The 12,901-nt window shown below is 39.7% G+C and carries 12 protein-coding genes; 5 read left to right on the top strand and 7 right to left on the bottom strand.

What is annotated here, in order from left to right:
- Positions 1-149: 149 nt before the first annotated feature.
- A complete protein-coding gene (locus RMY00_RS31520) occupies positions 150-980 on the bottom strand; it encodes a peptidoglycan-binding domain-containing protein (RefSeq protein ID WP_322651295.1) in 831 nt (276 codons plus the stop codon).
- Between the two features lie 320 nt (positions 981-1,300).
- Here RMY00_RS31520 and RMY00_RS31515 point away from each other — a divergent pair, with 320 nt between their 5' ends.
- Positions 1,301-1,837, top strand: a complete 537-nt coding sequence (locus RMY00_RS31515; protein WP_322651294.1) for a Uma2 family endonuclease — start codon at positions 1,301-1,303, stop codon at positions 1,835-1,837.
- Between the two features lie 32 nt (positions 1,838-1,869).
- Here RMY00_RS31515 and RMY00_RS31510 read toward each other — a convergent pair whose 3' ends face one another.
- From RMY00_RS31510 to RMY00_RS31500, 3 genes are all read right to left on the bottom strand, one after another.
- Positions 1,870-2,418 (bottom strand): 2'-5' RNA ligase family protein, encoded by a 549-nt coding sequence (locus RMY00_RS31510; RefSeq protein ID WP_322651293.1) that lies wholly within the window; start codon positions 2,416-2,418, stop codon positions 1,870-1,872.
- A gap of 16 nt (positions 2,419-2,434) precedes the next feature.
- Complete coding sequence (locus RMY00_RS31505; protein WP_322651292.1) at positions 2,435-2,914, bottom strand: hypothetical protein; 480 nt, start codon at positions 2,912-2,914, stop codon at positions 2,435-2,437.
- A 607-nt stretch (positions 2,915-3,521) separates the two neighbouring features.
- Entirely contained in the window at positions 3,522-4,481 is a 960-nt protein-coding gene (locus tag RMY00_RS31500; RefSeq protein WP_322651291.1) for an aldo/keto reductase, read from the bottom strand.
- Positions 4,482-4,570: 89 nt separating this feature from the next.
- Here RMY00_RS31500 and RMY00_RS31495 point away from each other — a divergent pair, with 89 nt between their 5' ends.
- Positions 4,571-5,161, top strand: a complete 591-nt coding sequence (locus RMY00_RS31495; protein WP_322651290.1) for a DUF1802 family protein — start codon at positions 4,571-4,573, stop codon at positions 5,159-5,161.
- A 142-nt stretch (positions 5,162-5,303) separates the two neighbouring features.
- Here RMY00_RS31495 and RMY00_RS31490 read toward each other — a convergent pair whose 3' ends face one another.
- Complete coding sequence (locus tag RMY00_RS31490; protein ID WP_322651289.1) at positions 5,304-5,990, bottom strand: hypothetical protein; 687 nt, start codon at positions 5,988-5,990, stop codon at positions 5,304-5,306.
- Positions 5,991-6,548: 558 nt separating this feature from the next.
- On the opposite strand from RMY00_RS31490, the gene RMY00_RS31485 reads away from it, so the two are divergent.
- Entirely contained in the window at positions 6,549-6,812 is a 264-nt protein-coding gene (locus tag RMY00_RS31485) for a hypothetical protein (RefSeq protein WP_109010888.1), read from the top strand.
- Positions 6,813-6,867: 55 nt separating this feature from the next.
- Here the strand turns inward: RMY00_RS31485 and ggt are convergent, their stop codons facing one another.
- Positions 6,868-8,676, bottom strand: a complete 1,809-nt coding sequence (ggt, locus tag RMY00_RS31480; RefSeq protein WP_322651288.1) for a gamma-glutamyltransferase — start codon at positions 8,674-8,676, stop codon at positions 6,868-6,870.
- A 100-nt stretch (positions 8,677-8,776) separates the two neighbouring features.
- Between ggt and RMY00_RS31475 the strand changes: the two genes are divergently transcribed.
- Both RMY00_RS31475 and RMY00_RS31470 read left to right on the top strand, forming a co-directional pair.
- Positions 8,777-9,508 carry a phytochelatin synthase family protein gene (locus RMY00_RS31475; RefSeq protein WP_322651287.1) on the top strand — a complete coding sequence of 244 codons (732 nt, stop codon included), beginning with the start codon at positions 8,777-8,779 and terminating at the stop codon, positions 9,506-9,508.
- A gap of 72 nt (positions 9,509-9,580) precedes the next feature.
- Positions 9,581-10,210: a Uma2 family endonuclease gene (locus RMY00_RS31470; RefSeq protein WP_322651286.1), complete on the top strand. Its 630-nt coding sequence runs from the start codon at positions 9,581-9,583 to the stop codon at positions 10,208-10,210.
- 652 nt (positions 10,211-10,862) lie between these two features.
- Here the strand turns inward: RMY00_RS31470 and RMY00_RS31465 are convergent.
- Positions 10,863-12,512 carry a Ppx/GppA phosphatase family protein gene (locus tag RMY00_RS31465; protein WP_322651285.1) on the bottom strand — a complete coding sequence of 550 codons (1,650 nt, stop codon included), beginning with the start codon at positions 12,510-12,512 and terminating at the stop codon, positions 10,863-10,865.
- Between the last annotated feature and the right edge of the window lie 389 nt (positions 12,513-12,901).

The following is a 12,901-nucleotide window of genomic DNA, read 5'->3' as shown; positions in this document are numbered from 1 at the left end:
GATTCAGAATAAATAAATTTATTTCGAGGCACGCTGTTCGTGTGAAATAATACGTCCTTGTTCCAGCAGCCCTACATTTATGTATGGGGTTTTCCCCTCGGCCCCCTGCTCCCTGCCTATTTTCCTCTTCATTGACTTTTAGGGTTAGTTTATTTCTTATTCCAGAGATTAATAAATTCTTTATAGATAGCTGGGGTGATCTGACTTTGTAAGTGATTTAGTGCATCACGATGGTTTTGATTATTGTTATCATAATAAGTAAATAGATTTGTCAGCTTGACAATCTCAGGATTTTGATCGTTTGTCCCCCTCCATTTGTTAGTAACTTTGTGCAAAACGTCTTTGGGTAGATTTTGTTGTAAGTTATTTAGAGCTGTACTGTAAGAAGGATTTTGAGGATTCTTTTTGAATTGAGCCAATAAATCTATCAGCTTAATCTGTGATTGTGGCTGCGATTGCGGCTTGTTTGTTAGAGTAGGTTGCTGTAGAATTTGACGCTGTTCAATAGTGGCAATACCATTTTCAGTTAAACCTTGAGATTTCTGAAATTTCTTGACTGCTGTATAAGTGGCTGGCCCATAAAAAGGCTTATCTGAAGGAATTTCGGCATTGGTGGCAAAACCGTGAAACTTCAATCTATTCTGAAGTCCGATGACTGTTTCTTCCATTACACTTCGAGTTGGGGCGTCAGCGTTACCATTAACCTCAAGTTTTTGTGGATACTGTTTCTGAAACTTTTTAATCGCTTCTTCAGTAGGATCATCTGTCAAGGAGTTGTTATTGCGCTTCCAGGGAGCAAATTTAGTCAGATCCGGTTTAGGGTCTATTTCAGGAGCTAAATATCCCAGTCCAATCAATATATGACGGATGACTTCAGGACTACTAACAGCCATACTTTTTGGTTCCTTTGCTACTAAACTACCATTTAATGTATCTTGGTTTACAAAAATTATGTAAGTAGAAATAAAGAAATCTAACATGTTTGTTTACAAATCGTTCCAAACTTTAAGCGATGCGTGACCCAAGGTGCAAGTCTTTGAAGCGTTTAGCTTTGATGAGCGATCGCTTAGGGTTGTTTCTAAATAGCGATCGCATATATTACATGCCATTATAAATTAGGCAGCAATAAGCCGTAAGATCGTCATTTTGGTAGTTTAAGTAGCGCGATCGCACTTGTAGAATTAGTGGTTTGCATATATCGCTGAAGTCTTAAACTTGATAGTAGTGCGATATATTACTAAGTTGAAACTAGTTTAATATTAAATTACGGCAAGAATCTATGCTCTCATAAGTGGTCAAAATGAAGTCAGTTGCAAAGATCCCTTTAGCCGAGTTTCTCTCTCAACCCAACATTGAGGCTTCGCCCGCATGGGAGTTAATTAACGGGCAAGCACTGGAAAAACCAATGCCAACCCTTTTTCACTCACGGCTACAACGCAATTTAGTGAATTACATAAATCGTCATACTGAGCGGTTTGAAGCCGTGCAAGAACTGCGTTGTATCGTACCTCCTTACTCCCCAGTACCAGATATTTCCGTTATAGCTTGCGATCGCCTTGACGATAAAGATGGCCCTCTAGAGGGAGCGCCTGACTGGTTAATTGAAATTCGCTCTCCTGACCAAAGTACCCTAGACTTGCAAAACAAAATTCTCCATTGTCTTAGCAACGGAACGCAATTGGCTTGGCTAATAGATATAACTCGTCAACAGATTTGGGTATGGCTTGGAGATGATCTGCCACTGGTTTGTTCCGCAGAAGACATTTTACCAACTTTGGGGGATTTGCCGGAGCTTATGGTTAACGTGGTGATGGCTATGACTCGCAGGCAAAGCTAAAGTAAAAGTAATGTAACTATACACTTTAGAAGTTACTCATTGCTGAGAAAACCAAACTCCGATTTAATATTCCATCGCTTACCGTCGTGAAGCAGTAATGTTAATTTGTCGGCAGTAAACTCAAAATGCAACTGACGCTTTTCAAATTCTGGCCAAGCAACTCTAAAGTTTTGCTTTGTTAAATCTCGAAATGCAACCGTTATATGGGGAGCAAAAGGGCGAGTTTTAGAAACCTTGTCAACGATTCCCAAGTTGCTTTCTGTATAAGTCATTAAATCAGCTTGCAAAGTCAAAAGCTCTTGGCTTTTAACTACATTAATGTATATAACACGAGGTACAAAGGCATCAAATCCCTTGAGGGTAATTGCTACTGGCTGTTGTCTACTAGCAAATTCCTTCAAAGATGCTTCTAGTAGTGGCAAGTTATCATCTGCCCATTCAAAAGGTGGTTGCAGGGTAATATGAGGCGGAGATTTTAGCGCCCCGCTACTAGCATAGCGATCGGCGAAGTATTGCTTAATCTGACTGGCGTAGTCTTGAATGTCTTGTGGTGGTAAAAGGGCGACAAAAAAACGGCTCATTTAGCTTATCTCCAAATTACAACCAATTCCCAATCAACATATAAGTTCGTTGATCTTCAATGAGTATTCCCAAGTAATTTAGTTGCGCTTGGACTAGTGTTGCTGCCAGTCTGATACTCTCCCCTTGCTGCTTATATACTTTAACAGCCTGTTGTAACAGTTCTACCGCCTTGGTAAAGTTTCCGCTATTGTATAAAACTTTGCCCTGCTCTATTAGTGAGGCTGGGTCAGTGACTACAGCCAGCGACGTAAGATTATGAATTGGTAGTTGAGATGATAAATTAATTGAGCTAGGAACTCTTGCTAGTACGAGTGAACCAAGAATCCATAGCAGAGCTATTAGGAAGTACAAAGGCAAGCGGAAAAACTGAGCCAGTGTGGTTTTTTGCCAATGCCCTGGATGCTTTTGCTTTTTAGCTTTTACAGAATTCGCGCCAAAAACGCTAGTTTTTATAGCCATAAGCATGACAGAGGTAACTAATAACCAGGAACGCACAGGATTAACTGTAGGTATTTAGACTACCAGGGTAATGTTACCATTTGTACCATTTCACTAAAATCCTGATACAAATTCTTTCCCCTCTGCTCCCTTGCTCGCCTAAATGTATAAACCTTAAAGTGAAACGGTATTGCATCCATTGCTCATGCCGTAGCTCTGACAATAAAATGCCAAAAACCTGGTCGAGGTTGACCAGGTTTTATCGAGTTTACAGGGTTCAAATTGTTAAACTAAGTTAAGTAATTGAAACTTAATAACTAAGGTTGACTAAACGACGAACAAACTCAGCATTATTGCCTTTTTCCGCTATAGGATTTGGGTTTGCCTTCTATATTCGGCTTTTTACCACTTCATTTGATATGCTGAAATTTGCTTGGGTTGATGACAGGGGACACTAAGTCATTTACCCTTTGAGTTTGGTTTTTTCTTTTCGTGTCCTAGTATTTAATTTATCACTTAATTTGTGAGTTGCAACCCCTAGTTTACTAAAGTTGACGTTTTGTTAGATTTTGCAATTTAGCTTTAGAGATTTGATCCCCGACTATCTTTTTAAGAGATTTGAGGGGATCTTGGAGAGATAAGCATGACTAACCAAACTGCATTGTTACCAATTCCACATAATTGGACTGTTATCCAGATTGTCGGTAACAATACGTCCAATGGCATCAATTTCTGCCAATTGGGCGGCGGAAAGCTTAATTTGAGCGGCTAATGCGTTGTCTTGTGCTTGTTCGGGATAACGCGCCCCGGCAATAGCATTTGTTTGAGGTTGAGCAATTAACCAGGCTAAAGCTAACTGAGCAAGTGTACAATTATGAAGAAGGGCTATGGGACGAAGTTGTTGTAGCGCCTGTTGAGCACGTTCAAAGTTTTCGCCTTGAAACAGTTTATTTTTAGCACGGTTATCTGCTGGGTCAAATTTATGACCATGAGCAAATTTACCTGTTAACAACCCCTGTGCTAAAGACGAATAAGCAAGGATAGAAATATTATTTTCGATACAATAGGGCAATACATCTTGTTCTACCTGTCTCCAGAATAAAGAATAGGGTGGTTGTAAACTATCAATACGTCCATAACTTGCTGCTTCTGCCAACTGGGCGTGGGAAAAATTGGAAACACCAATAGCTCGAATTTTACCTTGTTCTTTGAGCAGGTTAAGAGCGCTCATAGTTTCCTCAATAGGTACTATTTCACTATTGAAAGCACCGGAGGGCCAATGTATTTGGTAAAGATCAATGTAATCAGTTTTCAGGTTCGTTAAGGAATGATCGCAAGCTTCAATGACTTGTTCATACTTTAGATGGTTAGCAAAAACTTTTGTGGCATACTCCACACGATCGCGTACATCAGATAAAGCTTCAGCGACAATTTGCTCAGAGTGTCCTTGACCATAAGCTTCAGCAGTATCAATTGTCGTTATACCAGCTTCATAAGCGGCTCGAATCGTTTTAATTGAGTCAGCATCTTCAACTCCCACCCACATTCTTTTACCAGCTTGCCAAGTTCCCATAAGGATGGGTGTGATTTGGACTTCAGAAGTACCTAGTGTTCGCTTTTCCATAACTGCTTGCTTTCTAATTCATTCCCCTAGATAGTTTCACACGTTATCGGTCTTAGCTTGAAATTAAACCAGAGTTACAGTAGATACTGATGGAATTGACTACAACTTTTCATGCTCTCAAAGAATGGGCAGTCGCCATAAATGCCTTGGAAAGTGGCGAAACAATTATGTTGCTTCGCAAAGGCGGTATCCATGAACGAAATGGACATTTCCAAGTTGCCCACAAGCAAATTTTGCTTTACCCTACTTATGAACATCAACAAGCTTTCATGCTGAAAGCTGAGTATGCTAATCGTGTTTATCCAGTTACATCAGGTTGGCATCCAGAGAAAGTACCCATCGGTAGTTGGGCTGAAATTACAGATATTTTGCCAGTTAGCGATGAGTCTATTGTCAACACATTGCTTCCCTTCCATATTTGGAACGAGCATTTTATTAGCGATCGCCTCAAATGGAAAGCACGCCAGCCGCTTTATATTCTCCTCTTACGGACATATAAACTACCCCAACAAGAAATTCCCTATCACCCTAAATACGGCGGTTGCAAGTCATGGATTGATTTAGATCAACCAATTAACTTGCAAGGAGCAAAACCAGTTTTATCTGACTTTGCATATACTCAACTAGTAGAGACAATTCGCCAGATTGTCGGCGATAAGTTGTATGCTCCCTCTTTCTGATAACCCAAATTACATGTTATCAAAGACCAATTTCTTATTGAATGCGAAGGTACACTAGGAGATAGCGGTTGCGCTAGGCGCAACTGCAACTCCGGTTTAATGAAAAGTCCTCTTGTCGGTAGCAAAAGTTCTAAATTACTTATTAACTTAACAAAGCTTTAACCTGGCTTTGTTTGCTCAATAAAAGCTTAAAGCCATCAAACATAATTGTGAAAGCTTGATACACACGGTTAACGATGCCACAAATTTTTTCTTCTTCATCTTCAGAAAGATGAATACTATTTAAAAATTTTTGCATTTCCTGCTCAAAAAGTTCGTGATTCTTTTCAACATCTAAATGATGTATTGAGAAGTACTTGAGTTTATTAGAATAACCGACTTGTTTCACCAAGCTTGCAGTGTACTGAAAAAAGATGTGACCTGTAGACTCAAGACTCATTATCAGAGCAACTCTTTCAACATCACTACTTGCTCGAAAAACCTCCGATATTATGGCATAAGTTGCATCACGGGTGAAAACATAATCCCGGCTATATAGCAGTTTAAGATTCGGCTCTTCAACTTTCATCTCTTGAAGATCGCTTAAAAACCATTGCTCGTGCCCCATGTCCTCGACTAAATGATGATGAGCAATTTTACGGATTTTACTATCAGTAATTTGCATCTCGTTTATTCGGATTATGTCTTGAAAAGACATAACCCAGAAGCTCAAGTATTGAGCCAACAATCTCATATTTTCTAAAGAATTTTCTTTAGAAATTTGGATGAAAAGTGGGTGTTTAGCTAGTTTAATTTGTTTTTTAATTATATATTTATCGATGGTTTTCATCTTAAATCCAATATTTCCTTAAAATTTATACTAGTGATATCCAATACCTTTGTCCAAAAAAGAGGACGAAGAGAGAGTGTGCATATAAAGTTAAAAAATCAAGCTATGTGACGAAACGTCAAATCACCCAATAGCTTATGCATTGGTTGTTCCACACTTTTGGCAAAACTAAATATACATGGTTTTACCATACAGACTTATCTAGTTTTATAAGTAATTTCCGAGATTGGCAATAGTCTTTATGTATATAATCAGAAAAATAAATCGTCTAATTGCGAACTCCAGCGAAAATAGTAGTGATTGTTACACCCAATCCCAAAAAACGCGGATACATTAGAAAAATCTCACCCGATAAATAAGGTGAGGCAAAGCTGTTTATCTTAGTGTTCTAGCAGATGTATTCCAAGTTATCGCTTGTTAAGTAACTATCTTGAAATGGATAGAACTTAATTACACTTTGTCTAAAGTGTTAGACAAAAAAGTATCCCACAAGGGTGATAATTAGCTTGACAAAAATCTGCTATTATGCATATTACCTAAAAGAACAAGGAGTTTGCAATGCATCGACAAATGTGCTGGTTACCTAAGTCTGGTGGTGACGGAGAGAAAATTTTGTATTTGCAGACAGAACCTAATCAACCTTGGCGTCCTTACACAGCTTTTAGAGGTTTTACAGTCCCAGATTATCAAATACCAGGTGGATCTAAAGGTTGGGCAACTTATCAAAAACTTCTCAAAGCAGGTTGGACACTAGTACCTAGCGCACGGGCAAATGAGTTTGGCAGCAGCAGCTATGTAGAATCAACAGCCCAAAATCAATAGTCATTGATCATTTACTATTTTTAGTGTCTCTGCGTCTTCTTAGTCTCTGACTCGCTCACAAACCTCTGGGAGAACCTTCACCGCGAGGATCAGCGGCCCCTTCTAGAGTTCCATCAGATGTTGCAGCGATCGCATTACCATTACCCCAAGGAATAGTTTCTTTTATTTTGTGTCCCCGACGGCGTAAGTCTTCTACAGTGAGAGCATCCAAACCCCAGGATTCGACGCGCAACTGATCTGGAAGCCATTGATGATGTATGCGTGGAACAGAAACAGCCGCACCAACATCCATGTTGTACTCCAGCACATTTAGGATCACTTGCAAAACCTGGGTGATGATAGTGCTACCACCAGGCGCACCTGCTGCCATGCGGAAATGACCATTTTCTGTGACAATTGTCGGAGTCATGCTGGATAAGGGAGTCTTACGAGGTGCGATCGCATTGGCATCGTTACCAACCAAACCAAAGGCATTAGGCACTCCTGGCGCAGAAGCAAAGTCATCCATTTCATTGTTGAGGACAATCCCAGTTCCCGGTGTCACGACACCAGCACCAAAACCAAGGTTAATCGTGAAAGTCAGACTTACGGCGTTGCGTTCTTCATCCACAACCGTAAGATGGCTGGTTTCAGTAGATTCATGGCGGCTTGTGTTCGTTTGTAGAGACTGAAGCGATGATGGGATGATATTATTTGCTGATTTCTGATTATTAGCTTGACTAAAACGTTGTAGTGTCTCTTTATCTACTGGCTTGACTTCGGTCGAAGGTCTAGCCACTTGCATATTAATTTCTTGACGGCGTTTTTTGGCGTAACCTGGACTAAGCAGTTCTTGCACAGGAACTTTAACAAAATCAGGATCGCCTAAATATTCTGAGCGATCGGCGTAAGCAATCTTCATTGCTTCAACCATTAAATGTATTGCATCGGGATGATGCCATCCCAAAGATTTCAAATCAGTGTCACCAATAATATTTAAAATCTGCAATAGATGAACGCCTCCTGATGACGGTGGTGGCATTGAGCAAATTTTAGCTTTACGAAAATTGCTACAAACAGGAGTCCGCCAGATTGGTTTGTAGGCTTTGAGGTCTTCTAGAGTAATCAAACCACCATTTTTTACCATATCAGAAGCGATCGCCCGAGCAATACTTCCGGTGTAAAAACTTTGGGGATTTTTGGCAATTTCTGCTAAAGTTCGTGCCAAATCACGCTGCACCAGCTTCTCTCCTGGTTGATAAAACTCACCGTTGCGAGTAAAAATTTCTCGCGCTGCTGGATTTTTGAGAATTGCTTCCTTGCGGTTTTCGTATTCTGGGAGGGAACGCCAAGTAATTTGAGGACTGAGGACAAAGCCATTAGCGAGTGCGATCGCAGGTTTCATTACCTCTTGCCAAGGAAGCTTACCATAGCGACGATGCAGTTCATAAAGTCCCGCCACCGTTCCTGGTGTGCCTACTGCCAAATAACCATTAATACTTGCATTGGGACGCACCTTTCCTTTTGCATCTAGATACATATTTCTTGTAGCTTTCAGGGGTGCGCGTTCGCGGAAATCTAACGCTTTCATCTCGCCAGTTTTCTCAGAATGCATCAGCAAAAATCCGCCGCCGCCGATTCCGGCTGAAAAAGGTTCAACTACTGAGATTGCAAAGGTTGTAGCGACAGCTGCATCCACTGCATTACCACCTTTGCGTAACATCAAAATTCCCGCTTCACTTGCTAAGGGATGGGCCGAAACCACCATTCCCTTTTTGCTGCGTAGAGGTAAAGTTAAGGCAGCTGAGGCGACTTGACTGTAAAGCAAGACACTAAAAGAAAAGATTGCCAGCGCAACTCGCTTGGGTTTAGCAACAGTAAGCATTTTTATACTATTTCTCCTAAAATTTTATACTTATTTAGAATCTTGGCGTGAGATCATTGATATGATCTGATTTGAAAATTTTACAGTACTTATAAATGCTATGTTACGAAAAATAAGTAAAACATTTTTCAAAGCTTTAACTATTGGATTATGTATCTCTAGTGGAAGCGTTCTTTCCCAAACATTACCGCTTTCCTCTAACTTAGTAGGTTTTAATACGCCTGAAGGGGAAAAATTATTGCTTCAGAGTAAATCAAATGAAGATTTTTTTCCACTGAGTATACAATTCACCACTCAAAATAATCAGGCATATTGTGGTGTTGCAAGTATGGTTATGGTACTGAATAGTTTACAAATTCCGGCACCAGAAGCACCGCAGTACAAGCCATATCGAATATTTACTCAAGAAAACTTTTTTAGTAATGATAATACAAAAAAAGTGCTAACTCCTGAAGTTGTGTCTCGCCAAGGTATGACTTTAGATCAGTTAGGGCAATTACTAGCCAGCTATGGCGTTAAAGTTAATGTTTACCACGCTGCCGACACTAGTTTAGAGCAGTTCCGCAAACAAGCGGCAGAAAATTTAAAACAACCGCGAAACTTTGTTTTAGTAAACTATTTACGCAAAGAAATAGGTCAAGAAACAGGTGGACATATTTCTCCTTTAGGAGCATATAATGAGCAAACAGATAGATTTTTAATTCTTGATGTTTCTCGTTACAAATATCCACCAGTATGGGTAAAAACAGCAGATTTATGGAAAGCAATGCTTACAACTGATTCCTCAGTAAATAAGAGCCGTGGCTTTGTATTTGTCAGCAAAAGCCTTTGATATAAGAATCTGTTCATTGAGTTCATGAATTCTGCGATCGCCTATCTTCGATGTAAATAATGCGAGCTAATTATGGATACCGTAATTACACCAGAAAGAATCGAGTTACCACCTGGCGCAGTGTTGAAGCTTTTGGGAGACTGGAAAGACTATCAAGTATTGAGTCAGCAACTAGGCGATCGCTCCTCGCCTCGCATTAAATATCGAAGAGGAGAGATTTTACTAATGGCACCGCTACCAGAGCATGGAAGAGATGCGAGTTTGTTGGCATTGATAGTAATAGCTCTACTTGACCACTTAAACCGCATATACGAGTCATTTACGCCTATCACCATGAGCTTGCCAGAAATTAGTGGCATTGAACCAGACTTTTGCTTTTACATTGAAAATTGCAGAGCAGTAGTAGGCAAAAAAAGAATTAATTGGGAGTCAGATCCACCACCAGATTTAGCAATTGAAATAGATGTGACAAGCTACACCGACGTTAATGATTTTTTGCCTTATCGAGTGCCAGAAGTTTGGATATTAAAGAGTAATCAGTTATTAATTTATCGATTCCAGGAAGAAAGTTATGTGCTTACAGAAAGCAACTACTTTCCTAACGTCACAGGAATTGTGCAGCAATGTCTCAAAATGGCAAATGAGCAAACAACAAGCGAAGTAATTAGGTGGTTAAAGAACTTTTTGCGTGAACAGCAGTAATACAATATCTAAACTAGTAATGAAAAGTTTGTAGTAAGGGTTAGGGTGGGGTAAAAACCAGCTTTTTAACTTATTGACGAGCCTGAATCAGAGTAGAAATTACCAAAACCACTATAAGAGAAAGCTTTCAATAAATTAAATATTCATTTAGATGGCAATGATAATCATTATAATTTTCAACCATTCTTTAGTTTTTAACTATTTTAGCCGGGGAAGCTGTCACAGATAAATTCATCAGAGTTTTTTACCTCAAGCTTTGATATCGATCATACCTCTCAAAGCTGAGGAATTATTACAATAATGTAACACAAGCTGTATGCTCAAGTCTGAGTATTCTTCACTGCATAAAACTGAACAATTTACTTGTTTAATTAAAATTTTATATAAGGATATCTAAGTTTTCCCAGCTTAGATATCCAATAGCAACATAACCTAAAGTAAATAGACTATTAACTATATATATCATTTTAAGTCTAATTTTTGTTTTTGAACTATTTCTTTAGGTAGTTTATTTATTCATCCTTAAGTAGGATGAAAATTTAAATGTTATTTTGAAAGCAAATGCATAAATTAGATATGATTTGTAATAGCGCATATATGTGCGTTTATACATTAAGCGGGCGCGTTAAACTGCGTTAACGCACCTTACTTTCTAGGACAATTTAGCAACGCTAGACTTTTCTAAAGTCGCTACTAATTTCACTCCAAATTCTTCCTCAAATACTCCTTTTTTATAGTCTAAGCTCCAAAGTTCTAATGCACAATCATCATCAGGTTGAGATGGAAAAATCAGTAAATTCACCTGCTGAAATTGTTCATAATACTCACATTGGACTTGCGCGATCGCACCAATTTGTCGCCTATCTAATGCTACAGCTAATCTTAAAATTGCACTCAATTGACTGACCATATGTCGCTGGTGTTTATTCAGCAAAATCTGGGAATTTTCATGTTTTTTCTTAGGCGGCGATTTGCGATGATAACGCGCTAAATTGGCTATGATTTCAATCTCAGTTTCTGTATAACCGAGTAATTCACCATTGCGAATTAGATAGTAAGAGTGCTTGTGGTGAGACGAATGGCTGACATAATGACCGCAATTGTGTAATATCGCAGCTGCCCACAGCAATTGTCGCTCGTCTGATCCCCAGTGGTGTAACGTACCTTGAGTTTGGTCAAATAAACTCTCGGCAAATTTTGCCACGCGATCGCTATATTCTAAATTGACGTGGTATTTATTAGCAAGTTTTAAAACATTCCGTTCCCGAACTGAACTTTGGTAGCGCAGCTTATCTTCAATTAAACCGTGGGTTAGCATCCAGTCTACGATTACACCTTCTCGCAGTGAACGCTCACAAACTGTAACCGATTCCGTACCCAAAAGGGTCATTGCTTCCTGTATTATGACTGCACCAGCGAGTATAACTTCAGCCCGCTTCTCTGGCATACCAGGAATTGCAGCTCTTTCTGAGTAACTCAGTTTCCGCAAGCGATTTACCAACTCTTGCAAGTCTTTAAGACTGAACTGGTAGCCATTAAGAATCGAAGGAATAACATCCGATTTTTCTCGTGCATGAATCATCGCCAGTGTTTCAATTGTGCCAGCCGTACCCACCAAACGGGGAGACTCCCCAGACTCTAAATTTGCTAGTACCTCATCCACAGAACGTTCTAACATCCCGCGTGCGTAGGCTTGCAGGTATTGAAACTCAGTGTTGCTGATGGGGTCGGTGTTGATTAACTCGCTAGTTAGTCGCACTGCACCAACTTTGGTACTGGTGAGAGTGCGTGCTTGGTGACTATCGCCCAAAATTAACTCTGTGGAACCACCGCCAATATCAATAATCATGTGGGGTTGGTTGTTAAATTCCATCCCCGACAGCACACCAAGGTAGATTCGTCGCGCTTCTTCTTGACCAGAAATCAAGTCAACGCTTAAACCCAATTCCGTTTTTACTCTGTGCAAAAAATCTTTACCATTGGGTGCTTCTCGCACAGCGCTAGTTGCCACAGCAATGGTACTTTCAGCATTGATAGTTTTGGCAACTTCTTGAAAGCGTCCTAAGGCTGCGATCGCTTTTTCAATGATCTCTGGTTTTAGTTCCCCAGTCTTAAGATTGCGATCGCCTAGTCTGACAGTTTCTTTTTCTCTAGCGATAATGCTGAAAGCTGGTAATGTGGGATCAATCTTGACTACTACCATGTGTAGAGAATTTGTTCCCATGTCAATGGCAGCAATAATCCGGTCTTGCTTAGGTGGTTGAGTTGGAGCACTCTCCCAGCTAGAAGCTAAATTCAGCATCTAGTTTCTCTCTTTATAAGAAATAATGGCAAACGGTGGTATGTCGGGGTAGCTAGCACTGATATTTGTTGCAACACATTAGTACCGAAAGGCGGAAGTCACCCATTTAAAAGTCAAAAAGCTTTAATTTTGGGCTTTCTGGCTGTAATGAAATAGTAGGTTTATTTCCGCCGACCTGTACTAGCTCAAACTAAGTAGTGAGTAATAAGTACTCAGCACACTTCATCTTTGATCGAGGGTAACTGAGCTAAGTATATGCACCCTACTGCTCCTAACCTAGTGACTATTTAAAAATATTTAAAGTTGCCACTTGAGGTTATGTTTTTACAAATAACAAATAACGTTATTCTATAGATGTAAAGAAGTGTAAATTAGGGAATAGAGAATAG

The organism is Nostoc sp. ChiVER01, assembly GCF_034531155.1.
Lineage (GTDB): Bacteria > Cyanobacteriota > Cyanobacteriia > Cyanobacteriales > Nostocaceae > Nostoc.
This window is presented reverse-complemented; position numbering and strand designations above follow the sequence as displayed.